The 25,017-nt window shown below is 66.9% G+C and carries 25 protein-coding genes; 18 read left to right on the forward strand and 7 right to left on the reverse strand.

What is annotated here, in order from left to right; translation table 11 throughout:
- The first annotated feature begins 26 nt into the window (after positions 1-26).
- The 5 genes from ACZ50N_RS12810 to ACZ50N_RS12830 are packed head-to-tail and all read left to right on the forward strand — an operon-like array spanning position 27 to position 4,131.
- Positions 27-470, forward strand: coding sequence for a RidA family protein (locus ACZ50N_RS12810; RefSeq protein WP_464475521.1), 444 nt, complete (start codon positions 27-29; stop codon positions 468-470).
- Positions 467-1,135 carry a DUF1028 domain-containing protein gene (locus tag ACZ50N_RS12815; protein ID WP_464475522.1) on the forward strand — a complete coding sequence of 223 codons (669 nt, stop codon included), beginning with the start codon at positions 467-469 and terminating at the stop codon, positions 1,133-1,135. The genes ACZ50N_RS12810 and ACZ50N_RS12815 overlap by 4 nt, the downstream gene beginning before the upstream one ends.
- Entirely contained in the window at positions 1,132-2,301 is a 1,170-nt protein-coding gene (locus ACZ50N_RS12820) for a M20 family metallopeptidase (protein WP_464475523.1), read from the forward strand. The genes ACZ50N_RS12815 and ACZ50N_RS12820 overlap by 4 nt, the downstream gene beginning before the upstream one ends.
- Positions 2,298-3,731, forward strand: a complete 1,434-nt coding sequence (locus tag ACZ50N_RS12825) for an aspartate ammonia-lyase (protein ID WP_464475524.1) — start codon at positions 2,298-2,300, stop codon at positions 3,729-3,731. The genes ACZ50N_RS12820 and ACZ50N_RS12825 overlap by 4 nt, the downstream gene beginning before the upstream one ends.
- The gene (locus tag ACZ50N_RS12830) at positions 3,712-4,131 is read left to right on the forward strand and encodes a pyridoxamine 5'-phosphate oxidase family protein (protein ID WP_052765232.1); all 420 of its coding nucleotides are present in this window, start codon (positions 3,712-3,714) and stop codon (positions 4,129-4,131) included. Before ACZ50N_RS12825 ends, ACZ50N_RS12830 begins: the two co-directional genes overlap by 20 nt.
- Here ACZ50N_RS12830 and ACZ50N_RS12835 read toward each other — a convergent pair whose 3' ends face one another.
- Together ACZ50N_RS12835 and ACZ50N_RS12840 are read right to left on the reverse strand one after the other, a co-directional pair.
- The gene (locus ACZ50N_RS12835) at positions 4,132-6,270 is read right to left on the reverse strand and encodes a DNA gyrase subunit A (RefSeq protein WP_464475525.1); all 2,139 of its coding nucleotides are present in this window, start codon (positions 6,268-6,270) and stop codon (positions 4,132-4,134) included. It lies immediately after the preceding gene.
- A gap of 10 nt (positions 6,271-6,280) precedes the next feature.
- Positions 6,281-8,314, reverse strand: coding sequence for a toprim domain-containing protein (locus ACZ50N_RS12840; protein ID WP_464475526.1), 2,034 nt, complete (start codon positions 8,312-8,314; stop codon positions 6,281-6,283).
- A gap of 120 nt (positions 8,315-8,434) precedes the next feature.
- Between ACZ50N_RS12840 and ACZ50N_RS12845 the strand changes: the two genes are divergently transcribed.
- On the forward strand, positions 8,435-9,331 hold the full coding sequence (locus tag ACZ50N_RS12845; RefSeq protein ID WP_464475527.1) for an endonuclease/exonuclease/phosphatase family protein: 897 nt from the start codon (positions 8,435-8,437) through the stop codon (positions 9,329-9,331).
- A 63-nt stretch (positions 9,332-9,394) separates the two neighbouring features.
- Positions 9,395-9,634: a hypothetical protein gene (locus ACZ50N_RS12850; protein ID WP_052765233.1), complete on the forward strand. Its 240-nt coding sequence runs from the start codon at positions 9,395-9,397 to the stop codon at positions 9,632-9,634.
- A gap of 10 nt (positions 9,635-9,644) precedes the next feature.
- Here ACZ50N_RS12850 and ACZ50N_RS12855 read toward each other — a convergent pair whose 3' ends face one another.
- On the reverse strand, positions 9,645-10,340 hold the full coding sequence (locus ACZ50N_RS12855) for a hypothetical protein (protein ID WP_464475528.1): 696 nt from the start codon (positions 10,338-10,340) through the stop codon (positions 9,645-9,647).
- Between the two features lie 229 nt (positions 10,341-10,569).
- Between ACZ50N_RS12855 and ACZ50N_RS12860 the strand changes: the two genes are divergently transcribed.
- Complete coding sequence (locus ACZ50N_RS12860) at positions 10,570-11,286, forward strand: hypothetical protein (protein WP_464475529.1); 717 nt, start codon at positions 10,570-10,572, stop codon at positions 11,284-11,286.
- A gap of 12 nt (positions 11,287-11,298) precedes the next feature.
- Here ACZ50N_RS12860 and ACZ50N_RS12865 read toward each other — a convergent pair whose 3' ends face one another.
- Positions 11,299-11,658: an Rv2640c family ArsR-like transcriptional regulator gene (locus ACZ50N_RS12865; protein ID WP_046363539.1), complete on the reverse strand. Its 360-nt coding sequence runs from the start codon at positions 11,656-11,658 to the stop codon at positions 11,299-11,301.
- A gap of 96 nt (positions 11,659-11,754) precedes the next feature.
- Between ACZ50N_RS12865 and ACZ50N_RS12870 the strand changes: the two genes are divergently transcribed.
- The 4 genes from ACZ50N_RS12870 (at position 11,755) to ACZ50N_RS12885 (ending at position 14,222) form a co-directional block, all read left to right on the forward strand.
- Positions 11,755-12,141: an ArsI/CadI family heavy metal resistance metalloenzyme gene (locus ACZ50N_RS12870; RefSeq protein ID WP_046363540.1), complete on the forward strand. Its 387-nt coding sequence runs from the start codon at positions 11,755-11,757 to the stop codon at positions 12,139-12,141.
- Positions 12,141-13,223: an ACR3 family arsenite efflux transporter gene (gene arsB, locus ACZ50N_RS12875; RefSeq protein WP_464475530.1), complete on the forward strand. Its 1,083-nt coding sequence runs from the start codon at positions 12,141-12,143 to the stop codon at positions 13,221-13,223. The genes ACZ50N_RS12870 and arsB overlap by 1 nt, the downstream gene beginning before the upstream one ends.
- The gene (locus tag ACZ50N_RS12880; protein ID WP_046363542.1) at positions 13,220-13,624 is read left to right on the forward strand and encodes an arsenate-mycothiol transferase ArsC; all 405 of its coding nucleotides are present in this window, start codon (positions 13,220-13,222) and stop codon (positions 13,622-13,624) included. Before arsB ends, ACZ50N_RS12880 begins: the two co-directional genes overlap by 4 nt.
- Before the next feature lie 247 nt (positions 13,625-13,871).
- The gene (locus ACZ50N_RS12885) at positions 13,872-14,222 is read left to right on the forward strand and encodes a hypothetical protein (protein ID WP_046363543.1); all 351 of its coding nucleotides are present in this window, start codon (positions 13,872-13,874) and stop codon (positions 14,220-14,222) included.
- Positions 14,223-14,225: 3 nt separating this feature from the next.
- On the opposite strand, the gene ACZ50N_RS12890 is transcribed toward ACZ50N_RS12885, so the two are convergent.
- On the reverse strand, positions 14,226-15,017 hold the full coding sequence (locus tag ACZ50N_RS12890) for a bestrophin-like domain (RefSeq protein WP_464475531.1): 792 nt from the start codon (positions 15,015-15,017) through the stop codon (positions 14,226-14,228).
- Between the two features lie 158 nt (positions 15,018-15,175).
- On the opposite strand from ACZ50N_RS12890, the gene ACZ50N_RS12895 reads away from it, so the two are divergent.
- A complete protein-coding gene (locus ACZ50N_RS12895) occupies positions 15,176-16,996 on the forward strand; it encodes an alkaline phosphatase family protein (protein WP_464475532.1) in 1,821 nt (606 codons plus the stop codon).
- Between the two features lie 9 nt (positions 16,997-17,005).
- On the opposite strand, the gene ACZ50N_RS12900 is transcribed toward ACZ50N_RS12895, so the two are convergent.
- Positions 17,006-17,656 carry a VldE C-terminal domain-containing protein gene (locus tag ACZ50N_RS12900; RefSeq protein ID WP_142240056.1) on the reverse strand — a complete coding sequence of 217 codons (651 nt, stop codon included), beginning with the start codon at positions 17,654-17,656 and terminating at the stop codon, positions 17,006-17,008.
- Between the two features lie 148 nt (positions 17,657-17,804).
- Between ACZ50N_RS12900 and ACZ50N_RS12905 the strand changes: the two genes are divergently transcribed.
- Positions 17,805-19,208 (forward strand): amino acid permease, encoded by a 1,404-nt coding sequence (locus tag ACZ50N_RS12905; protein ID WP_464475533.1) that lies wholly within the window; start codon positions 17,805-17,807, stop codon positions 19,206-19,208.
- Between the two features lie 3 nt (positions 19,209-19,211).
- On the opposite strand, the gene ACZ50N_RS12910 is transcribed toward ACZ50N_RS12905, so the two are convergent.
- Entirely contained in the window at positions 19,212-19,541 is a 330-nt protein-coding gene (locus tag ACZ50N_RS12910; protein ID WP_048424341.1) for a cupin domain-containing protein, read from the reverse strand.
- Positions 19,542-19,679: 138 nt separating this feature from the next.
- Between ACZ50N_RS12910 and ACZ50N_RS12915 the strand changes: the two genes are divergently transcribed.
- From ACZ50N_RS12915 to ACZ50N_RS12930, 4 genes are all read left to right on the forward strand, one after another.
- Entirely contained in the window at positions 19,680-21,917 is a 2,238-nt protein-coding gene (locus ACZ50N_RS12915) for an NADP-dependent isocitrate dehydrogenase (protein WP_046366714.1), read from the forward strand.
- Between the two features lie 165 nt (positions 21,918-22,082).
- Positions 22,083-23,150, forward strand: a complete 1,068-nt coding sequence (locus ACZ50N_RS12920; RefSeq protein WP_464475534.1) for a hypothetical protein — start codon at positions 22,083-22,085, stop codon at positions 23,148-23,150.
- Between the two features lie 69 nt (positions 23,151-23,219).
- Positions 23,220-24,539, forward strand: coding sequence for an acyltransferase family protein (locus ACZ50N_RS12925; RefSeq protein ID WP_464475535.1), 1,320 nt, complete (start codon positions 23,220-23,222; stop codon positions 24,537-24,539).
- A gap of 32 nt (positions 24,540-24,571) precedes the next feature.
- The gene (locus ACZ50N_RS12930; protein ID WP_046366363.1) at positions 24,572-25,009 is read left to right on the forward strand and encodes a Fur family transcriptional regulator; all 438 of its coding nucleotides are present in this window, start codon (positions 24,572-24,574) and stop codon (positions 25,007-25,009) included.
- Positions 25,010-25,017: the final 8 nt, after the last annotated feature.

The following is a 25,017-nucleotide window of genomic DNA, read 5'->3' on the forward strand; positions in this document are numbered from 1 at the left end:
TCCCCGACACGAAAGGAGTCCCGTCGATGGACGACGCGACACCGGCTGGAGCCACCCACACCAGGATCCGACCGTTCAACACCAAGGACACCTACCCCGAGCAGAACCTCGACAACGACCTCTGTCAGGCCGTCGTCGCGGGTGGCGTGGTCTATCTGCGCGGCCAGATCGGGCAGGATCTCGACACCCGCGAGTCCGTCGGCATCGGCGACGTCGAAGCCCAGGCAGAGAAGGCGATGGCCAACATCGTGATGCTGCTCGAGGAAGCGGGCAGCAGCCTGAAGGACATCGTCAAGGTCACCGTGTACCTCGTCGACGTGCGCTATCGGGAAACCGTGTACCGCGTCATGGGCCGGTGGCTCAAGGGCGTTCACCCCGTCTCCACCGGACTCGTCGTCGATGCATTGGCCCGCCCCGAGTGGCTCGTCGAGATCGATGCCACCGCGGTGCTGAGCGGGGTCGGATCGTGACGTTCTCCCTCGTCGTGCGCAGCGATTCGTCGTTTGGAATGGTGGTCTGCTCGTCGAGTCCCGCGGTTGCGGCGCGCTGCGTGCATCTGCGCGCGGGCATCGGTGCAGTCGCAAGCCAGAACGTCACCAACCCCGGACTGGGCGCGGTGGCGCTCGATGCGCTGGCGGCGGGCGCGGATGCCTCTGTCGCACTGGACAAGACGATCGCCGGCGAGGCGCACGCCGACTACAGACAGGTCATCGTCGTCGACGCCGCCGGCGGCACGGCGATCCACACCGGCGCCAACGCACTGGGCACCCGGCACGAGAAGCGGACCGAGAACGCTGCCGCCGCAGGCAACATGCTGGCCCGTGCGAACGTCATCGACGCCCTGCTGGATGGATATCTGACCTCGACGGCGACAACAGTGGAGCGTCGGCTGCTCGACGGTCTCGCCGCCGCCTTCGCCGCAGGCGGCGAGGCGGGGCCCGTGCACTCCGCCGGTCTCCAGGTGGTCGAGGACGTGCCATGGCCCGTCACCGATCTGCGCGTCGACTGGCATGACGACCCGATCGCCGAACTGGAGCGGCTCTGGGCCGTGTGGGAACCCCAGAAGGCCGACTACCGCACGCGCGGAATCGATCCCACCGCCGCGCCGTCCTACGGAGTACCGGGGGACCTGTGACCGCAAGCATCGACGACGCCATTCGGTCCGGGGTGGACCGCGCCACCGACCGAATCCTCGCGCTGTCACACGACCTGCATGCGCACCCCGAGATCGCGTGGGAAGAAGTGCGATCCTGCGCGCGGGTCGCCGGAGAGCTCTCCGACGCCGGCTTCGCAGTCGAGGAGAGGTTCACCGGACTCGAGACTGCGTTCCTCGCAACGTGCGGCACCGGTCCACTGCATCTCGCAGTGTGCGCCGAGTACGACGCGCTGCCCGGTATGGGTCACGCCTGCGGGCACAACGTCATCTCGGCGATCTCGACCGGGGCGGCGCTGGCGCTCTCGCCCTACGTGGACGACCTCGGCATCACGCTCTCGGTGTTCGGCACTCCCGCCGAAGAGGGCGGCGGCGGAAAGATCGAGATACTGGACAGGGGCGGATTCGCAGGGGTGCACGCGGCCGCCATGGTCCATCCCGGCCCAGTCGACGTCGCCCGTGCTGAACCATATGCCGTGTCGCACAGCCACATTCAGTACGACGGCAAGTCTGCGCACGCGGCCGCCTATCCTGACCGCGGCATCAACGCAGCCGACGCCTTCACGATCGCCCAGGTGGCCATCGGGCTGCTGCGCCAGCAATTCCCGAACGATGTTCGAGTCCATGGTGTGGTGACGAATGGGGGAGAGGCGCCCAACGCCATCCCGCAGCGCACCGAGGGCCGCTGGTACGTCCGCGCCGGCACACTCGCCCAACTCGGCGAGCTCGAAGACCGCGTGACGCGGTGCTTCGAAGCGGGCGCGCACGCGACGGGCTGCGAGCTGACGATCACCCCAGAGAGCAAGCCGTACGCCGAGTTCCGCACCGACGAAGCCCTTCTCGAGCGGTACGTGCGGCGGGCCGGGGAACTCGGCAGGCGGTTCAGCGCAGGCTCCGACTCGTTGATGAACCGCGCCTCTACCGATATGGGTAACGTGTCGTTACGCATCTCGGCCATCCACCCGTACATCGGGATCGACTCTCTACCCGCCGTCAATCATCAGCCCGAGTTCGCTGCGGCCGCGGCCTCCCCGGCAGCTGACCGTGCCGCGGTCGACGGTGCGCTCGCCCTGGCGCTGACCTTGCTCGATGCCGCTTCCGATTCCGGTACACGGCAGCGGCTGCTCGATGCGGAGAGCACGGCATGACCGTTCGTGTGGAACACGACCTGCTCGGTGACCTCGACGTGCCGGACGCGGCGTACTACGGCGTGCACACCGTGCGCGCACTGGAGAATTTCCCCATCACGGGTACCCCGATTTCCCGCTATCCGGAGCTGATCGTGGCGCTCGCGTGTGTGAAACACGCTGCGGCCCGGGCGAACCACCAGCTCGGACTGCTCAGCACAGAACGCGCCGACGCCATCGCCGCGGCCTGCGGTGAGATAAGGTCCGGCAAGCTGCACGACCAGTTCGTCGTGGATGTCATCCAGGGTGGCGCGGGGACGTCGACGAACATGAACGCCAACGAGGTCATCGCCAATCGGGCCCTCGAACTTCTCGGGCACCGGCGTGGGGAGTACCTGCACCTGCATCCGTTGGAGCATGTCAACCTCGGTCAGAGCACCAACGACGTCTACCCGACGGCGCTCAAGATCGCGTTGCAGTTCGCCGTGCACCGCTTGCGGGTGGCCATGACCGAGCTGGTCACGGCTTTCGCGGACAAGGCCCTCGAGTTCGGTGGGTGTCTCAAGATGGGCCGCACACAGTTGCAGGACGCGGTGCCGATGACGCTTGGTCAGGAGTTCGGCAGCTACGCCGTGATGGTCGGCGAGGATGGCGACCGACTCGGCGAGGCCGTGACGTTGATCTCGGAGATCAACCTCGGCGGTACGGCAATCGGCACCGGACTCAACGCGCACCACGGCTATGCGGAGGCGGTGTGCCAGGAGCTATGCGCCACGACCGAACTACGGCTCGTCACCGCGTCGAACCTGGTCGAGGCCACACAGGACGTGGGTTCTTTCGTGCAGCTGTCGGGAGTGCTGAAGCGGACCGCGGTGAAGTTGTCGAAGATCTGTAATGATCTGCGCCTGCTGTCTTCGGGTCCCCGGGCAGGCTTGGGCGAGATCAATCTCCCAGCCGTGCAGGCGGGTTCGAGCATCATGCCCGGCAAGGTCAACCCGGTCATCCCGGAGGTCGTCAATCAGGTTGCGTTCGAGGTCATCGGAAACGACATCGCGATCAGCATGGCCGCCGAGGGTGGGCAATTGCAGCTCAACGCCTTCGAGCCGATCATCGCGCACAGCCTGTTCGAGTCGCTGGCACATCTGACGGCCGCGTGTGACACCTTGCGCACCCGCTGCGTCGTGGGCATCACCGCCAATGTCGCCCGGATGCGGGCCACGGTGGACCGCTCCATCGGACTCGTCACCGCGCTCAACCCCTACATCGGCTACGAGGCGGCGAGCCGCCTCGCCGCCGACGCATTGAACTCAGACTCCGACATCGCTTCACTGGTGCTCGATCGCGGACTGTTGACCGCCTCGGAATTGGAGACCATTCTGCAGCCGGGCAATCTGACGGGTTCCTCGGAGACGACACCAGTAACCTCGACTCATGCCACGCGCACTCACTGACGACGAGATCACCGCTTTCCTCGACAGCCGTCCCGGCTGGGCGGCACTGACCACTCTCGACGAGGACGGGTTTCCCCACACCGTGCCGCTGGGCTACTTCCGGCTCGGCGATGACATCGTCATGGGCGTGCGCGACAACACGCGCAAAGTCGCCAACGTAGAGCGTGATCCGAAGGTGAGCATCATGCTCGAAGACGGGTCCACGATGTCCGACATCCGGGGCGTGATGATCCAGGGCCACGGCCGCATCGTCCGGGCCGAGGAAGCGGTCGAGCTCGCGCGGCACGGCGCCCGCAGACGCGGCGTGCCGGAGGACGAACTGCCCACCGAGCCGCGACCGGGCTCCGCCTACATCTACGTGACGCCCGTGCGCACACGGTCGTGGCAGTACGGCGACTGATCACCCCGCCGGGATGACGTCGCTTCCCGACCCCTTGATCGACGCCTTGGCACGGTTCTCTGCGCGCACCGTCCGGGTGCCGCGCACATAACCGGTCGGTGAGATCGACGCGGCCAGCAGCGCGTCCTCGCCCTTAGTGAACGGGTGGAACCCGACACCGGCGCCGCCTCGGCCCTTGACGGGAATGTCGGCGACTTCGGTGACCTTCCAGCTCTTTTCGGCCAGCGACAGGATCGCCTCACCGTTGGCACATGACACCGGCAGCGAGGCGACCACCTCGTCCCCGTCACCGGTCAGCTTCACGCCGGCGACGCCGTTCCCTGCCGCACCCTGCGGGTTGACCGCGGCCGGATCGATTCGCAGGATCTTGCCGCGCCGCGTCACCAGTGCCAGGTGATAGCCCTCCGGCAGCACACCGGAGCGCACCAGCCCGGTGATGTCCGGTGCCACCGGGATGTCGCGGATCTTGAACGGCAGACCGCCTCCGTTGGTGAACTTCACGCGTCCATCGCTCCACACCGCCCAGCCGAGGCCGGAGGTGAGCAGCTCACCGTGACTGTCGGAGAACACCCCGCGATCGTCGAGGCGCCACGCGGTGTTGACCTTGCGTTCGCGCGGGCCGTCCTCGTCACTGCCCGCCGTCACGGGGGTGGCTTCGGCGTCGAGCACGGTGCGGCGGTCGAACTCCGGACCCTTGAACAGCTTCGCCGTCTCGACGAGCTCCTGATCGATCACCTTTCGGCGCGCATCCGGGTCGGTCACCAGTTCGGTCAACGCGGCGAACTCGGCGTCCAGCTTCTCCGCTTCGGCACGCAGCTCGATGACGTCCAGTTTGGTCAGCCGTCGAAGCTGCAGTGCCAGAACGTAATCGGCCTGCACGGCATCGATCCCGAACCGCTCCTGCAATCCCTGCCGCGCCTCGTCGACCGTCTCCGAACCGCGGATGACCGCGACCGCCGCGTCGATGTCCAGATGGATGGTCATCAGGCCGGCCACCAGGTGACGGCGCGCGGTGACTTTCTCCAACCGGTACTCGCTGCGGTGCAGCACCACCGAATCCCGCAGCGTCAGGAACGCGGCGATCAGTTCCCGAACCGACCACCACCGCGGCACCCGGTTCTCGTCGAGCGCGACGAGACTGGCGGCGAACGTCGATTCCAGCGGAGTGAGCGCCAGCAGCTGCGTGCGGATGTCCTCGGCGTTGTGGCCGCGCTTGGCGGTGACCACGATGCGCAGACCGTTGCGCCGGTCGGTGAGGTCGGACATGTCGGCGACGCCGGACATCTCGCCGGACTCGACCAGCGCCCGAATCCGCTCCTGCACAGTGTTGCTCGCGACACCAGGGGGTAGCTCGGTGATGACGCAGTTCTTGCCGTCGACATGGATCGTGCCGCGGACGGTGAACGCACCCCGGCCTGTGGTGATGTATTCCCGCAGTCCGGCCGTGCCGACGACGGTGGCGCCGCACCCCCAGTCGGGCCCGGGAATAAGTTTGACCAACCGGTCGTCGGTCATGTTCGGGGTCTTGAGCAACGCCCGGCAGGCGGCCATCACCTCGCGGGGGTTGTGCGCGGGCACCTTGGTGGCCCACCCCTCGGCGATGCCGACGGCACCGTTGCACAGCAGCACCGGCCATTGCGCCGGCAGCATTGTCGGCTCGGTCCATTCGCCGTCGAACGTGGGCACCATCGGCACAGCGTGGTCGTCGAGCTCCGCGGTCAGCGCCGCACCCGGCGCCGAGAGCCGCATCTCGGTGTACCGGTCGGCCGCAGGGATGTCTCCCTGGATGCGGGGGAATGCGCCCTGTCCGTCAATGACTTTGACGCGCTGGAACTCCGCGGCCATCAGCGCCGCCGCGCCGTACATCGATGCGCCGCCGTGGGGGTGCAGGTTGCCGGTGACCGCCGAGCAGACCTTCGACGACTTCTGCGGCTTGTTGCCGGGCAGAAGCCGTGAGTCGTGCATCTGATAGAGCAGACGCCGCTGGCCGGGTTTGAGCCCGTCGAATGCCGACGGGATGGCCCGGTCGCTGACACTGTAGAGCGCAAAGGTCAGCTGGTAGTGATTCCAGTAGTCGTCGGCGCTCTGGTCGAGCACCAGGTCGGGATTCTGTTCGGGGATGTCCAGGGTGGCAGACACTTCAGTACTCCTAGTCGAGGTCCAACGCGGAGGTGTCGACACGGGCGGCGATCTCGGCCATCCACGTGCGACGCCCCTCGGGCGGCCCGCCGAACAACGTGTGGTGCAGCTTCGCCTCGTCGTGGTCGGGATGGACTCGAATCACCGTGCGGCGCTGCGGATCCAGCACGGTGTTCCAGAAGTCGTCGGCATCCATCTCGCCGAGACCCTTGTTGCGTTGCACCTCGACCCGCTTCTTGGAGGTGGCCTTCAGTTGTGCCACCGCCGCGTCCCGTTCGGACTCGTCCTGGCAGTAGATCCGGTCGTCACCGTTCTTCACCACGAACAGCGGTGGCAACGTCACATAGACCATGCCGGCTTCGACGAGCGGACGGTAGAAGTCCAGGAACATCGAGATCAGGCTCGAGTTGATGTTGCCGCCGTCGGGGTCGGCGTCGGAGGCGAAGAGGATGCGGTCGTACCGGCACTGTTCGGGATCGCAGCTGTCCCGCACGCCGCAGCCGAGAATCCGTTCGATCGAATCGAATTCGTCCTTGGCGCGGGCCTTGGTCAGGGCGAAGCCGTAGACATTGGGCGGCTTGCCCTTCAGCGGGAAGGCGGCTTGGAAAGTCGCGTCGCGTGCGGCTTTGATGGTGCCCAGCGCCGAATCGCCCTCGCAGAGGAACAGTTCGGCTCCCGATCCGCGGCCGGTTTCCCTGCTGGGCAGCAGTTTCGGCGGGAGAGACAGATTGGTGCCGAGCCCCTTGGCCTTCGACGCCGCCCGCGACCGGGCCTTGGCCCCTTCGGCGCTGCGCCGCGCGCGGGCGAACTCGAGCGCCAGCTTGGTCCACAGCGAGACAGTCTCACCGTTGGCGGGGTTGGCCGCCCAGATGGTGACACTGCGCGCCACATCCGGTGCCATCGCCAGGTTCAGCGACCGCGACGACACCGCCGTCTTGGCCTGGGAGTCCCACGACACGTCGGGGGCACGGGTGTCGACCGCGAGGGCGGTGACCGCCGCGAAATCCTGTGCCTCCGGGCCTTCTTCGCCCTTGGCCAGGCCGAGATCGCGGATACGGGAAGCCCGGTCGGCCAGCGCCTCGGAGAGCCCCTTCATCGCCGCGGTGAGGTGGGAACCGCCACCGGGCGTGCGCACGGTGTTGCAGAACGCGGCCACCGTCGCCGGCTCGGCCGGGCCGGCGGTCAGCGACCAGCGGAACGGTGTCGGGCCACGACCGGTGGTGTACTCGCCGCGACCTTCGACGACAGCCCGCACGGCGGGAGCGGGGTTACCCGCCGCGGTGCACATCAGCTCCAGCAGCGTGTCGGTGCCCCAGGGGCCGCCGAAGGGCTCGAGCAGCGCCGACGGCACGTCCTCACCCGGCCACCCCTCGTCGACGACCGACAGGTGTACGCCGGGGGACATCCGCGCGGCCGCGTGAGCGCGCAACAGCACCTCCGCGATGTCCATCGTGGAATCGGGGACGACGGCCGGGTCGAACAGGATGCGCACGGTCGTGCCGTGAGCGTTCGGCTTCCGGTTTCCGACGCCCCGCAGTTCCTGGGTGTCGGCGCGGGTGAAAAGCGCATGGGGATCGAAGTCCTGGCCCTCGAACACGCCGGGGTAGCCGCCGCCGAAGCTCTGCAGGTAGGTCTTGCCGCCCCGGCGAACCGTCACGTCGGTGCGGGCGGAGATGAAGACTGCGGCCGCGGCGCCGATTCCGTTCAGACCGGCTCCGGTGCTGGTGGCGTCGGCGTGCGCGGAGAACTTTCCGCCGGCGCGGGCGGTGCCGAGGGTTTTGACGATGCCGTTCTTGCCGGTGGCCGGGTCGGTGTCGACCGGCAGGCCGCGGCCGTCGTCGGCGACACTGACCGACCCGTCGGCGTGCAGGGTGATCGTCACGGTCGACCCGCCGTGGCTGGGGTCGGCGACCTCTTCCACCGCGTTGTCGATCAGCTCGCGTAACGCGGTGTTCAGGATGTCCAGACCGAGGTTGACCGCCGGCCGCAGGCGGGTGTGCTGGACATCGTCGAGCTCGGTGATGTCAGCGGCGGTGTAACTCACGTCTCGTCCTTTCCATCAGGTGGGCGCCGATCGGTGGAATGGTAGACGGCGGATCCGACTTCCTCCCGCATCTGCAGCTCAGCCACCCGGTTTTTGTGGCGGTGATGACACCATGGCGTGATGCGCGCCTTCCTGTCTCGTCAGCGACGGCGGCTGACATGGATGATGCGCCCGCGTCGGGACGTCGGCATCGTAGAGTTCGACGCCCATGCGAATCGGTGGGTCGACGTCGAGACAGCGATTCCCGTGCAGCGCGACGAGCTGACCTTCGCCACCTTCAACATCTGGTTCAGCGATCACCACGCGACAGCGCGCTATCACGCCATCGCGGACCTGCTCGAGGCGCACAGCCCGGATGTCATCGCGTTACAAGAGGTCACGCCCCCTGCACTCGAGGTGTTCCTCGCGAGGCCGTGGATTCGGCAGCACTACCACCGCGCGGCGGCCACGGGTCACGCCTTCGGCAGGAACGGGCTGCTGCTTCTCTCGCGCCTGCCGATGTCGCACGCTGTCTACACCCATCTGCCGCGCAGTGTCGGGCGCGGCCTGCTCCAGGCGAGCCTGACGGTCAACGGCCGCGCGCTGACGATCTGCTCACTGCACCTGGAAAGCGGCAAATCGGCGTCGGAGATTCGCGCGCACCAGCTGGCCACGGTGTTTCGCGCCGTCGACACCGCCGAAAACGCCGTGCTGTGTGGGGATTTCAACCTTCGCGACGCCGAGGGCAGCAGGCTCCCGGAGACCTGGGTGGACGCATGGCCGGCGCTGCACCCCAGCGATGAGGGGTTCACCGAGGACACGTCGGTGAATCTCATGCTGAACGACAGCAAGGGCAAGCCCAGAAAGGTGCGATTCGACCGCATCCTGGTCAAGGGTGACGGGTGGGTCCCGGCAGACATTCGACTCCTGGGTACCGAACCGATCTCGCAGACGACGCCGAGAGTCTTCCCGTCCGACCATTTCGGCCTGCTGTGCCGGGTGGTTCCCGCCGGGCGAGCCGTCATTGCCGACGCATGAACACTGCGAAAACTCCGCTGTCGGCGGCCGCCTCGCCGGGCATCGGCCTCTAAGCTGGCGGAAATGCCTACCTCTTCGTCGCCGCAGGACGAGTTGCGCGTCAACTTCCAAGTTCTGCTCAACAGCGCCCTCACGCACGGCCGGGCGGCGTCACGTGAGTGCGGTCTGGGCCCTGCCACCGTCGAAGCGATCAATGCGATCGCCTACGACCATCCGGACGCCGAAGCCGACGCCGTCGCAGCGGCCTACGACGCCTTCGAGGCCGAGCATGGGGGAGCGCAGTCGGCCAACAGGACGGCATAGCCGACGATTCTCACGCAGCGACAGGTACGGCGGCTGTGTTGGCCTTGTTGGCCTGCAGGCATGCCCACGACATCGTGAACAGGAAGATGCAGTAGGTGGTGAGCGCCAACCAGAACACCAGCACCCCGTTCCATGCGAAGGGGCCGCTGTGGAAGAAGTACGCGAAGATGTCGGGGATGAACGACACGGCGACGAAGAAGTTCACGTAACCGACCCAGCGGGGAAACACCGTTTGGCCGCTCAGAACAGCGATGCCGATGGACAGGTTCTGCAGACAGAACAGCATGATCGCGGGGAACAGAATGAGCCAGCCCATGTCGTGCAGTAGCAGCACCGTGTCATCGGATCGATCGGTGCGGAAAGTGGCCATGGCCCACAACAACATCGGCAAGAGGTTGAGCAGGAGCGTGGCGGTTCCGGTGGCGAGCTGGGTCAACGCCAGTACTGGGCGACGCCCTTCGATCCGCAGCAGATGCATGCTGATCGTGGCCACCAGCGGCGCATAGAGGACGATGCCCAGGGACGCGAGGACGAAGCCCGCCCCGGTCAGGGTGGGGTGCTCGAGATAGAACGCGCGCACCTCGGACATCGGCGCACCCGGACCCAGCGGTAGGGGCAACATCCCGGCGATCAGCCAACCCGCGAGGGTGACCACCACAGCAGCCGGCCCGCCGAGTGCACACAGTGTCAGCACGCGAGGATTCACGATTCCCCACTCTCCCAATGCGCGAGCCGCGACTGCGCGCATGTTTTTAATCTTGATTAAGTGGAGAAGCTACGGGCTGGCATGCGGGGCGGTCAAGAGGCGCCCGCAGTACCGGACGGGCTTCTTTCGCCGACGTCCCTTCCGTGGTGATCTTGATCTCTCGCGCAGCGGGTGCAAATTTCGTACGGTCATGCGGTCCTTGATGTTTTCGCAGGAGCCGGGGTGTCCGATGCGTGCGGTGTTGACGTTGCCGATTTCTCCGGAGTTGGACGTGGTCGAGCTGAGGGAAGCACTGGCGCCGACCACCTGGCTCCCCTCGGCCGACCCGGAGGAGCCGTGGATCAAGGCGCGGGTGGATGCGTTGGTGCAGGAGTTCCCGGAGAGTCTGCGTGTTCAGTTGCAGCAGGCCGGAGTGATCTACATCCAGGTCGGACTGACGGTCGAGGGGCTGGTCAGCTTGGAGCGTCACGGCGCAGTGATGATCCGCCTGGTTCACGACGGCAACGACGTCTCCGCGATCAAGGCCGCCGTCCACACGCTGGCCCGCCACCTACCGGACGCGCTCAAAGCGGCCACCGGCAACGACGATCTCGGATTGGAGACGGACATCGAGATCCGCCAGCGCCACGGCGGCATCGCCGTGGCAAAGGGCGAGATCGTCACCCCGCACAGGTTGCGGTTCCCGAAATACGTGCGCACCGAGCGGCCTCGCGAGTTCGCGCTGGTCTGCGTTCTCGCGGGCCTCCTCGCGGCGACGTTCGTGACGTCGTTGTGGCTGGCCCACCTCCACCCGATCTCGCTGAGTTGGCCCGATGTGATCCGCGGTCACGGCGAACGGATCTCCTCCGCTCTGGTCGTGGCGCTGTTGACCATCCTGATCAACCTGCTGTTCGAATACCGGGATTGGCGCTCGGAAACCACCGAGGTGCGGTGGCTCTTCGGGTGAAGCTGCAGCGAGCTAGCGGCAGCAATTCGGGTCCAGCACCGCGCACAGGGCGCCCAGCGCATCCGGCGCGACACGATGAAAGACGTTCATGCCCCGGCGATCTGAGGCCACGAACCCGGCCCGGCGCAGCTGCGCCAGATGATGGCTGACGGTCGACTCGGTCAACCCGAGCGCCGCCGCCAGCGCGCCGCTGTTCTCCTCACCGGCTGTCGAGCTGAACAGCATCGACATGATCTTCACCCGAGCTGGATCTGCCAGGGCCTTCAGACGCAGTGCCACCTGCAGCGCATCGGCATCGCTCATCGGGCCCGAGGCCACCGGCGCACAACACACCGGACCGGACATGTCGATGGTGGGCAAGCTCTTGGGCACCCGCTCATAGTGCCACCATCTTGACATTCATCGCAAAGGTGGCAAGGTGGGCGTCGTCAGGACTTCGACATACGTCGTACAGGTAGGGAGCACGCGATGTCTCGCATCCAACTCGCACTCAACGTCGACGACCTCGACGAGGCCATCGCGTTCTACTCCGCGCTCTTCGACACCACCCCGGCCAAGGTCAAACCCGGCTACGCGAACTTCGCCGTCGCCGACCCGCCCGTCAAGCTGGTGTTGATCGAGAATCCCGGCCACGGCGGCACCATCAATCACCTTGGTGTCGAGGTGGATTCGAGCGACACCGTACACAGCGAGATCGCCCGGCTCGCCGGCAAAGGGCTGTTCACCGACGAAGAGATCAACACCACCTGTTGCTTCGCGACCCAGGACAAGGTGTGGGTGAGCGGTCCCGCCGGAGAGCGTTGGGAGGTCTACACCGTGCTCGCCGATTCCGACACGTTCGGCGCGCGCTGCTGATGACCGGTTACTCAGCCGACACCCGTGTCGTCGACAGGCTCTCGTTTCTCGACAGATTCCTGCCGCTGTGGATCGGTGTCGCCATGGCCTGCGGACTGCTGCTCGGTCGGCTGGTGCCCGGTCTGGACAGGGTTCTCAACGACATTGCGGTCGATGGCATCTCGCTGCCGATCGCCCTGGGTCTTCTGATCATGATGTATCCGGTGCTCGCCAAGGTGCGTTACGACCGGCTCGACACCGTGACCGGCGACCGCAGGATGCTCGCGAGTTCCCTTGTGCTGAACTGGCTCATCGGGCCCGCGCTGATGTTCGCGCTGGCCTGGTTGCTCCTGCCCGACCTCCCCGAATATCGCACCGGTCTCATCATCGTCGGTCTGGCCCGGTGCATCGCGATGGTCATCATCTGGAACGACCTCGCCTGCGGTGACCGGGAAGCTGCCGCCGTCCTGGTCGCCGTGAACTCAGTCTTCCAGGTCATCATGTTCGCCGCCCTGGGCTGGTTCTACCTCTCGATCCTGCCGGGATGGCTCGGGCTGGAGCAGACGAGCATCGACGTCTCGCCCTGGCAGATCGCGAAATCCGTCGCTATCTTCCTCGGAATCCCGCTGCTCGCCGGATATCTCTCGCGTCGGCTGGGGGAGCGGGCGAAGGGGCGAGACTGGTACGAACGGACCTTCCTGCCGAGAGTCGGCCCGTGGGCGCTGTACGGGCTGCTGTTCACCATCGTCGTCCTGTTCGCGTTGCAGGGCGCCCAGATCACCAGCCGGCCACTCGACGTCGCGCGCATCGCGCTGCCGCTGCTGGCCTACTTCGCGATCATGTGGGGCGGCGGATATCTGCTCGGTGCCGCACTCGGGCTGGGCTACGAGCGCACGACGACACTGGCTTTCACCGCCGCAGGCAACAACTTCGAACTTGCGATCGCCGTCGCCATCGCGACGTTCGGCGCCACCTCGGGGCAGGCCCTCGCGGGCGTCGTCGGACCCCTCATCGAGGTTCCCGTACTCGTCGGTCTGGTCTACGTGTCACTCGCCCTGCGCTCGCGTTTCGCCGGGCCCCGACTGGAGGCGACACGGGCATGACGCCCTCGGTGGTGTTCGTGTGCGTGAAGAACGCCGGCAAGTCGCAGATGGCGGCCGCCCTCATGCGTGCGCTCACGGGCGACTCCGTGATCGTGCATTCCGCCGGCACGCGACCGGGCGAGCACGTCAACGCGCTGTCCGCGCAAGCCCTCGCCGAGGAGGGCATCGACATCAGCGGTGAAATGCCGAAGCCGCTCGACGACAGCATCATTCGTGAGGCCGACGTGGTCGTCACACTTGGCCGCGAAGCCCGGGTGGAACCGGTGCCCGGCCCTCGATTCGAATCATGGGACACTGTCGAACCCTCCGAGAGCGGCATCGACGGCATCGAACGCATGCGGCTGATCCGCGACGACATCGCCCGGCGTGTCCGCGCGCTCGCCGCTGACCTGGGTGTCTGACGGGCTCACCGGCCTGGCGTTTTCAGCCCCACCGCAGCCCTCGGCAAGGATTCGCCCACTGAGCGAATCCTTGCGGCGGGCAAGCAGTCTCCTGCAGACCTGCCGCGAACGCTTTACGTGCTCTCGCGCAGCGCGTTTCATCGAGTGAAGCCTCATCACCGCGGCGAGTTCTGCAATGTCGCAGTCGGCGGTGCCCGGACGGACGTCAAGGTCTAGCCGAAGTCGTTCGTTGACAAAGGATTTCACGATGGTGCGTGGATTGATGGCGCTGTTCCTGGCTGCCTTGGCGTTGACCACATCGGGAATTGCGCACGCGGGCGGCAACATCGGCGCCAATCCGGTGCGCCACGCCGTCAGTTGCAGCGGTCAAGAGATGGATGTGCAGAGTGACGGCGGTGCTCCGGTCAGCTGCCCGTCCAGTGGCGGCGGCCCCAAGAGCGACATCAAGCCGCAGACGATTGTCGCGAACATGGTGCCCGTCGGCGGTGACGATCCGCACGACCTGACCGGGACCTACCCGAAGGTCAGCAGCTACGGTGGGATCTCTGATCCGACACCGTCACCTCAGTACACGGGGCCGTTCCTCCCCACCCAGTAGCTGTTACCGCTGGCTCTGCAGGATGTCGACGACCTGCTGTAACGGATCCGACACGGTGGAGACGGCACCGAAATAGGGATGGGAGAGCTCGACGACGAGGAAGAGCTGTGCCCCGACGAGCGTGCCGATGATGGCCACCATCGCATAGTGATTGGCCGGCTTCTCGACGCCGTAGATGATCGCGCACCCCAGCAGCAGGCCGCTGGTGACGAAGATGACCGCCCACAGTGACCAGGGCGGGCCGGTGTCGGTGCGGGCCTGCAGCACCCGTTCCGTGCGGTTCTTACTCAGATCGTTGAGGTTGCTGAAAGACGTTGACAGCAAAGTCTTTTGCGCGTCGGTCCGGGCAGTCACACCCTCGTACGCGGCATAGAGCCGGTCCAACGCCTGATCCGCCTCGGGATAGAAGCGTCCGGCGTTCGACTCGTCCCACTCTTTCAGCGCGGCCTGCTCGTAGGCAAGCAGGCTTTCACGTATGCGGTCGCGGTCCGGCTCGTCGAACACACCGGAATCACGGGCCAGCTGCGCCCCGGCCGCCCCCTCGGTCCGCACCACCGAGTCCGCGTGGCTGATCTGCCCCCACATGGCCGAGACGACGAAACCGATGAAGAACGCGAACACGAACCCGACGACACCGAAGGCGAACTTGGTCACGTCGTTGTGCTCGTCGCCGCGCAGATTCGGGAATCGTCGGCGCACCACCATCTGGATCGCGACGGCCGCACCCGCGGTGACCAGGACCATCAGGAGCAGCAACAACCACGAGGGCACATGGGTGACCAACCATTGACTCACTTCGCCCCCCGTCAGCTCGACCGTCGTTGACTGTAAACCGGCTAGCCGGTCACGAGGGCCGACACGACGACGATCTCAGCGAATCAGCGACGCGATCCGCTGACGGGAGCGTAATTTTGGCGTAACACACGCCACGGGGGTCGGCGAAGGGACGCTTCATGGGTCAGGTCAAGGTTCAGGCAACCACCATCGGACGAGTCGGGGCGCTGGCCGTGACGCTCGGCGTCGGCTGGGCAGTGGCCACGGCTGCTCCGGGTGTGGCCTACGCCGACGACACCGGCAGCGACACGTCGGCGTCTGCGTCGGTGTCACCGGACTCGTCGCAGAGCGCGACCGGGACATCCCGGGCAGCCGAGCGCCGCGCCGCTGCTCAGCAACGTCGTCAGGAGGCCCGCGAAGCCGCGGCGACTCGGCGAGCCGAGCGTCAGGAGGCTCGGCTCGCCCGCGCCGCCGACCGCGACACCGACAGCCCGGGCCGCACCTCGGTCAGGGTCACCGAAAACACCACAGACGAGGAATCGTCGCGCGCGGACGCACCGGCCGATCCGCCCCCGGCCGCCCCGCTTGCGCTCACCACGTTGCTGACAGCCGCGGCAGCCAAGCGAGACGAGCGGCTGGCAACGCAGCGCAGCACCGTCGCGCCGCAGGTCAGCGCACTGGCCGCTGACGACACCCCGAACGTGCTGGTGATCGGCATCGACGGCACCAACCTCAGCAAGATCCTGGCCAACCAGCAGAACAGCAACCTGTTCAGCCTCATGCAGACCGGCACCACGGCGGCCTCGACGATCGTCGGGCACACCACGATCTCCAACCCGTCGTGGTCATCCATCCTGACCGGGGCATGGGGGGAGAAGACCGGCGTCATCAACAACGTCTTCACCCCGTGGACCTACTCGACGTGGCCGACGCTGTTCACCCAGCTCGAGCAGTTCAACAGCAGCATCGAGACCACCGCGATCTCCGACTGGGACGTGATCGCCGGCATCGCCGGAACCGGTGGTGCGAACAAGGTCGACAACAACATCTACTTCACCCAGGTAGCCGGCGACACCGACTGGTCGAAGACCGATGACCGGGTCGGCGACGCCACCGAGGCCGCGATCCTGGGCGCGGACGCGAACGTGAGCAACTTCGTCTTCAGCTATTTCGTCGGGGTCGACGAGAACGGACACATGCACGGCGGCGACTCACCGGAGTACGCCGCGGCCATCACCAACGTCGACCGCAACATCGGGGAGATCCTCGCCGCGATCGAGGCCAGCGGCCAGGAGTGGACGATCATCGTGGTCACCGACCACGGCCACCAGCCCCAGAAGGGCATCGGCCACGGCTTCCAATCCCCGCCGGAGACATCCACTTTCGTGATTGCGAACGGCGGCGGCTTCGACTCCGGCGCGATCAACCTGACCTACTCGATCGTCGACGTCACCCCCACGGTGCTCACCCTGTTCGGAGGTACGCCGTCCGCGAGCTCGGACGGGACGTCGCTGACCGAGCAGGACGACAGCAACGTCTACCCGGTGAACGACGACGGTGCCCTGCGCGCCGGACTACTCGACATCATCGCCAAGTACGGCTATCCGGACCGGGCCACCGAGGCCAGGCTCAGCCTGCGCACCATCGTGACATCGGTGCCCTACTTCGTGTTCGGCGCGACCAACCAACTCACCGGCGGTCTGCAGGATCTCGTCGACCTCGGCATCCCGATCGTCAGCCTGGCGGCGAAGATCGCGATCATCCCGGTGCAACTGGGTGGCGATCTCCTCTACGTCGTGACCAACCTGGCGGCGCAGATCGTCGCGAAGCTCACCGGGGTCGAGGGTGCGAGCATCTTCCCGCTGTGGCCGCCGGCACCACCGGCGATCGAACCCCAGCCCGACGAGACGACCACACTGGTCGACCTGTTCGCGGTGTGCGGTGACGATCCGGCCTCGGCGAGCTTCCTGCAGTGCGGCGCACCGAGCATCGCGGTCTAGCCGGTACGTCTAGCGCTGCATCGACCCGATGAAGTAGGACTCTTTGCCGGTCGGATAGCCGCCGCCGTCGGTGGCGATGTGCACGTGGTCGAAGTGGTTGGCCGTCTCGTTGCCGTAGTCGGCGGTCCAACTCGGTGCCCCGATGCCGGGGTAGAGACCTTGACGCCAGATCACGTGCAGCACACCCCAGCGCTTGGCGTTGGCCAGGGCATAGCCGGCGATCTGGTTGCCCAGGGCGATGCCTTCCTCGGAGTGGTAGTTCGGGATCATGACGTCGATGGCCAGTCCGTTCGGATGCCATTTCAGCGGGTCCTGCCGGTATCCGCCGATCGTGGTGATCTCGGGGAACATCGCGCTGATCGCACGGGCCGCCCAGATCGTCTTGACCTGTAAGCCGCCTTCGGGCGCGACGCCGCGCGGCAGCGACAGATCGAACACCCGGGCGTCGATGGGTGCGCTGGCGGCCAGCAGTTCCGCCTTGTCCGGTGGCGGTGCCGCAGGCGCGGCGGACGGCCCCGCCGGCGCGGCGATCCCCGGCGCGGTGGCGGGGGACGCCGCTTTCTCGGAGTCCTGCGCGTAGAACATGCCGGCCGACACCACCAGCGACGCGGCGATCGCCAGCCATCGGCCACGGCCGTTGGCTAACAGATTTGTGCGCACGACGTGCACTGTAACGCCGCACGCGGTCGTTGCGGGCAAGGTTGGTCTCCCGCGCGTGTGACGGCGCGTTTGAAGAAGCGGCCGGTTGGGCACGCTGTGTTCCTGTTCGTGGGGCGGGCATCCGGTGCCCGGAAGAAAGGCGAGCTCGATGAGCGAAGTCAGGACAGGATCTGCAGGGTCGACGGGCACCGAGCGCAAGCTGGGTACCAGCCTCAAATCCCGGCACATCACGATGATCTCCATCGCCGGCATCATCGGCGCGGGGTTGTTCGTCGGTTCCAAGAATGCGATCGCCGAGGCGGGGCCCGCGGTCATCCTCTCCTACATCATGGCCGGCACCCTGGTGGTGCTCGTCATGCGCATGCTGGGGGAGATGGCGACCGCCAACCCGGACACAGGCTCGTTCTCCGTCTACGCCGACCGCGCGCTCGGCGGCTGGGCCGGCTTTTCCATCGGCTGGCTGTACTGGTGGTTCTGGGTGCTGGTCATCCCCGTCGAGGCCACCGCCGCCGCAGACATCCTCACCAGTCTCATCGGTGGCGCGCAATGGATCTGGGCGCTCGCCGTCACCGCGCTGCTGACCATCACCAACCTCGCGAGCGTCGGCAACTACGGCGAATTCGAATTCTGGTTCGCGCTGATCAAGGTCGTGGCGATCATCGCGTTCATCGGCGTCGGCGTGGCCGCGATCTTCGGCCTCATCCCCGACTCCCAGGTCAGCGGCATCGACAACCTGTGGCAGCCCGACGGCTTCCTGCCCAACGGGTTCGGCGCCGTCATCGCCGGCATGCTGATCACGATGTTCTCGTTCATGGGCACCGAGATCGTCACGATCGCCGCCGCCGAATCGCCCAACCCCGAAAAGGGAATCACCAAGGCGGTGCGCACCGTCATCTGGCGCATCTCGCTGTTCTACATCGGCTCGATCTTCATCATCGTCTCGCTGATGCCCTACAACGAGCTGCCCGACGGGTCCTATCAGTCCACGCTGCAGGCGATCGGCATCCCCGGCTCGAAGCTCATCATGGACATCGTCATCCTCACCGCGGTGGCGTCGTGCCTGAACTCCGCGCTCTACACCGCCTCCCGAATGCTGTTCTCGCTCAGCGAGCGTCGGGATGCCCCGCAGGCTGTCCGCAAGATCGCCGGCAACGGGGCGCCCTGGGTGGCGGTCCTGCTCTCGACCGCAGTCGGCTTCCTCGCCGTCATCGGCAACTACCTGCTCCCGGAGAAGATCTTCGGCTACCTGCTGGCCACCAGCGGTGCGGTCGCGCTGTTCGTGTACCTGGTGATCGCGATCAGCCAGTTCGTCCTCGGGCGCAAGATGCGGGCCGCCGGCGAGCGACCGCCGGTGCGGATGTGGCTGTTCCCCTATCTGACCGTCGTGGTCATCGGACTGATCGTCGCGGTGCTGGTGCTGATGGCCTTCGATCCCAAGCAGCAGCAGGCGATCGCCCTCTCGGTGATCTCGGCCGTCGTCATCGTCGCGCTCGGGGTGTTCGTGCACAGGCGCCACCGTGCCGACGCTGACGGGTCGATCCGCGCCGGCTGATGGTCAGGGCCGCTTGGCCACCGTCAGCAGGATCGCCGCATCCTCCAGCGCGAGCAGGGAGTGGTGTGCATCGGGGATCACCAACAGATCCCCGGTTCGGCCGTCCCACTGATCGTCGCCGGCGATGAGCCGCACGGATCCCCTGAGCACGAAGATGGTGGCCTCGCCGGGATTGGCGTGTTCGCTCATCTCCGAGCCTGCCGTCATCCCGACCACGGTCTGGCGCAGAATCCGTTCGTGACCGCCCACCACCGTGTCGGCGGCGTTGCGGCCGGTCGATGCCGCCCGCTCGAGTTGTTGGCGGGCCAAGGCCTCGATCGACACCTTCTGCATAGCTGCCATTGGATGCCTGCGACGCCCGACGGTCAACCATGGATGTGACCGGACCGGCGATGACCCCGGTTCGGTAGGCTTCAACCGCCCCGAATCTGACAGATCACTGACCGCACCTCAACGCCGGGAGGCCACCACATGAGCGCCGAGCAGCCCACCATTTTCTACACCCTGACCGACGAGGCGCCGCTGCTCGCGACCTACGCCTTCCTGCCCGTGGTCCGTGCGTTCGCCGGTGCCGCCGACATCGATGTGAAGTCCAGTGACATCTCGGTGGCCGCACGCATCCTCGCCGAGTTCTCCGACCGGCTCAGCGAGGACCAGCGAGTACCCGACAACCTCACCGAACTCGGTGAGCTGACCCAGTTCCCCGAGACCAACATCATCAAGCTGCCGAACATCAGCGCCTCGGTGCCGCAGTTGCTCGCCGCCATCAAGGAACTCAAGGCCAAGGGCTACGACCTGCCCGACTACCCGGGCGAGCCGAAGACCGACGACGAGCGCAAGATCAAGGAGCGCTACGCCAAGATTCTCGGAAGTGCGGTCAATCCTGTTCTGCGGGAGGGCAATTCAGACCGTCGCGCCCCCAAGGCGGTCAAGGAGTACGCACGCAAGCACCCGCACAGCATGGGGGAGTGGTCGCAGGCGTCACGCACGCACGTCGCGACGATGAAGGGCGGCGACTTCTACCACGGCGAGAAGTCGATGACGCTGGACAAGGCACGCAACGTTCGCATGGAGCTCAAGACGGCGGGTGGCGAGACCGTCGTGCTCAAGCCCGAGGTCACGCTCGACGAGGGCGACGTCATCGACAGCATGTTCATGAGCAAGAAGGCCCTCATCGAGTTCTACGAGGCGCAGATCGAGGACGCCTACAAGACCGGCGTGATGTTCTCTCTGCACGTCAAGGCCACCATGATGAAGGTCAGCCACCCGATCGTGTTCGGTCACGCGGTGAAGGTGTTCTACAAGGACGCGTTCGCCAAGCACCAGGAACTGTTCGACCAGTTGGGCGTCAACGTCAACAACGGCCTGTCCGATCTCTACGACAAAATCGAGGCGCTGCCCGCCTCGCAGCGCGAAGAGATCATCGAGGATCTGCACAAGTGCCACGAGCACCGGCCGGAGCTCGCGATGGTCGATTCGGCCAAGGGCATCTCCAACTTCCACTCGCCCAGCGACGTCATCGTCGACGCCTCGATGCCGGCGATGATCCGGCTCGGCGGAAAGATGTACGGCGCCGACGGCCGCACCAAGGACACCAAGGCCGTCAACCCGGAGTCGACGTTCTCCCGGATGTACCAGGAAGTCATCAACTTCTGTAAGACCCACGGCCAGTTCGACCCCACCACGATGGGCACCGTGCCCAACGTCGGGCTGATGGCGCAGAAGGCCGAGGAGTACGGCAGCCACGACAAGACCTTCGAGATCGCCGAAGACGGCGTCGCCGACATCGTCGACAACGAGACCGGCGAGGTGCTGCTGAGCCAGAACGTCGAGGCCGGCGACATCTGGCGCATGCCGATCGTCAAGGACGCCCCGATCCAGGACTGGGTCAAGCTCGCGGTGACGCGGGCGCGTGCGTCGGGCATGCCGGTGGTGTTCTGGCTCGACGACGAACGGCCGCACGAGAACGAGCTGCGCGCCAAGGTGAAGAAGTACCTGGGCGACCACGACACCGAGGGTCTGGAGATCACGATCCTGCCGCAGGTGTGGGCCATGCGGTACACGTTGGAGCGGTTGATCCGCGGCAAGGACACCATTTCGGCGACCGGCAACATCCTGCGGGACTACCTGACCGACCTGTTCCCGATCCTCGAGCTCGGCACCAGCGCCAAGATGCTGTCGATCGTGCCGCTGATGGCCGGGGGCGGCCTCTACGAGACCGGTGCCGGCGGTTCGGCGCCCAAGCACGTGAACCAGCTGGTGGAGGAGAACCACCTGCGTTGGGATTCACTGGGCGAGTTCCTCGCACTCGGGGCCAGCTTCGAAGACATGGGCGACAAGGCCGGGAACAAGAAGGCCTCGATCCTGGGCAAGGCGCTCGATGCCGCCATCGGCAAGCTGCTCGACAACAACAAGAGCCCGTCGCGCAAGACCGGTGAACTCGACAACCGGGGCAGCCAGTTCTACCTGACGATGTACTGGGCGCAAGAGCTCGCGAACCAGAGCGAGGACTCCGAGCTCGCCGAACACTTCGGTCCGCTGGCCACGACGCTGGCCGAGCAGGAGGACACCATCGTCTCCGAACTCAACGCGGTGCAGGGCGAGGCCGTCGACATCGGCGGCTACTACTACCCGGATCGGGAGAAGACCACCGCGGTGATGCGGCCCAGCAAGACGTTCAACGCGGCCCTGGAGACCCTGCAGGGCTGAGCTCAGCCAGCTCCAGCTCAGCTAAACCCTGCAATTCGCCGCTGTGGTTAATTGCGGTTTCGCCACGTTCGGCGACATTTCGGTGTGGTGTGCGTAACATCCGACCTGGACACGCCGATATAGGGCCATCACCGGCCGTCGTCAGGGGTAGCTATGCGCGTGGTTATGGGTCTTTCGCTGACCGCCAAGAGTGCGGTGTGGGCGCTGGTCGACGTCAAGGACGGCACCATCCTGGCCGACGAGGTGGTTGCCCTCGATTCGGCGAACGAGATTGCCCGGGCCACGGCGCGCAGCATCCAGACGTTCGCCCTGCAAAGCCAACGCGATATCGACGGGGTGCGTCTGACGTGGAGCGACGATGCGCGGGCGCACGGCATCCGGTTGCGGACCAAGCTGCGCCTGTTCGGTTTCGACACCGTGGAGACGGTGACGCCGGAGGCGGCCCGGGAGGGGCGCAACCGCACGGCCCGCCACATCGCTCCGCACCTGGTGCTCGCCTACGGCGCGGCCCGCGCGGACCTGCACGGTGACGAGCACCGCAACGTGCTCTCGCGTCTGGTGTCCCGCGTGCCGCTACCCGTCTCGGCGGCCGCCGGCGTGGTCGCCGTCGCCGGCGTCGGCATCTATGCCTTGACAGGAGGATTCACCACGAGCACGCCGGTCGTGGAGGCGTCCGCGCCGGCCCCGGCGCCCGCCGCGGCGCCGCCTGCCGTCCCGGCACCCGCGCCGATCGCCGCACCGGCGCCCGTCGCACCTCCGGTCGCCGAGGCTGCGCCGGTCGCCGAATCCGCTCCGGAGACATTCACCCCGGTGGAGCCGGCCCAATCCTTCTCGGCGCCCGCAGCGTCGACTTCGGCGCAGGACGAACAGACGTCGCCGACGGCCACCCCGGTTGCGGCCACCGCCGACACGACCGTCGGATCGGCCGAGAGTGCCACCGGAACGCAGACGGGCCAGGTGCCGATCACGACCGTGCAGGAATTCCAGCAGCCCAGCAGCGCCAGCGTCGCGGCGGTCGGCATCACGCCCAGCGATCCCCAGACCATCGACACGATGATCGGCGAACCGCATCTCACCGGATCGCAGCTGGCCGCCGGGCCGGTGCAAGCCGTCGTCGCCCCGGCGCCGGTGCAGTCCGCGCAGCCGGTGCCGGCGAGCACCGCCACAGCGGGTGGAGCATCGCAGACGACATCAGAGGGTCCCCTGAGCGCCTTCCTCGAAGCGCTGCCCTGACGGTGAACGCCGGTCGACGGGCGTAGAAGTACTCAAGCGTTCGACGCCGGCCGACGTCATGCTGGTCCCATGACCGTGTCGACCCCCGTCCGCGACCGCGCCGTCGACGTCGCCCGACTCGCGGCTCTCGTCGTCGTCATGTTCGGCCACTGCGCGCTGCTGCTCGCGACAATCGACGGACGCGGCCTCCATGTGGCCAACTTGATCGGCGCGTTGCCCGCGATCGCGCCCGTCACGTGGATCGTGCAAGTGATGCCGCTGTTCTTCCTGGCCGGGGGCGCTGCGGGCAGCTATGGGTACCGCACGGGAACAGCCTGGGCCGCATGGCTTTTCACCCGAGCGCAGCGGCTGTGTCGGCCGGTGTTCTTCTATCTCGCGGTGTGGTCGGTGGGCTTGCTGGCAGTGCAGTTCACCCTCGGCGCCGACTCGGCCGCCCGGCTCGGCCGGGAAAGCGTTGCACTGCTGTGGTTCCTCGGGGTCTACCTGGTGACGCTCGCCTTCGTGCCCGCCCTGGTCCGGATGGCCGCGGCGCGCACGGTCACCATCGTCGTCGCCGGCCTGCTCGCGGCCGCCGCGCTCGGCGACGCGGCCCGGGTCGCCGCGAACACGCCCACCGCCGGCGTCACCAACTTCGTCGTCGTCTGGCTGATCCCGGTCGCGATCGGCGTCGGATACGCGCGACGCTTGACCAGCGCACGGTGGGCGGCCGTGCTCGGCATCGTCGCCTTCGCCGCACAGCTGGGCCTCGCCGCGGTGGGTCCGTACGACGTGTCACTGGTGGTCACCGGCGCCGAGCGGGTGTCCAATGTCGCTCCGCCGACGCTGCTGCTCGCCCTGCACTGCACATGGATGTCGTGCGCGTTCGTGCTCGCCGCGCCGGCGTTGCAGCGGTGGGCGCAGCGGCCGCGGGTGTGGCGGGTGGTCAGCACCGGCAACGGCGGCGCGATGACGCTCTACCTCTGGCACATCCCGGCGATCGCGGTGACCGCCTTCGCGTTGCACCCCGTCGGCCTCGATGCCTACGACGTGCATGCGCCGGGGTTCTGGGGCCTACTGGCGCTGCGCGCGGTGGTGTTCGCCGTCGTGATGGCCGTGTTCTTCACGGTGCTGTCGCCGATCGAGCACCACCCGTTGCCGTGGTGGGACCGGCCGGTCCATGCCGGCGGCGTACGCGCGACCGTCACCGGCGCGCTGGTGTGCGCGGCCGGGGTGGCCCTCGTGTTCACCGCCAAACTGGGTCTGACCGGCTCGGGCTGGGTGGCGCTGGCGGTGTTCGTCGCCGCGGTGGTCGCGGCGCGAACCAGTGCGGGGCCGGGCGACGGGCGCCTTGAGCGGGCGCACAGCGACGAGTCGGGAAACTCCATGCAAAAAGTTTCGCGCAAATCTTGATCTGATCCAGAAAACGGGCCAAGATCGAGGGGATGACCGGAGAGGGAGACTACGCAGACGCGCTGAAGTCAGCGGGCCTTCGGGTGACCCGTCCGCGCATGGCCGTCATGCACGCCGTCGAGCACCACGCGCACGCCGACACCGAGGACATCATCGCCGCCGCCCGCGATCAGCAGCCCGACATCTCCCGCCAGACCGTCTACGACGCGCTCAACGCCCTCACCGCCACCGGGCTGGTGCGGCGAATCCAGCCGGCCGGTCATCTCGCCCGCTACGAAGCCCGAGTGGGCGACAACCACCACCACATCGTGTGCCGGTCGTGCGGTGTGGTGGCCGACGTGGACTGCGCCGTGGGCGAGGCGCCGTGCCTGACCGCGTCCGACGACCTCGGCTTCGACGTCGACGAAGCCGAAGTCATCTTCTGGGGCCTGTGCCCCGACTGCACCGTGCAGCCCCGATCACATCCGTGATTAGCTCG

It is taken from the genome of Mycolicibacterium obuense (assembly GCF_055397605.1).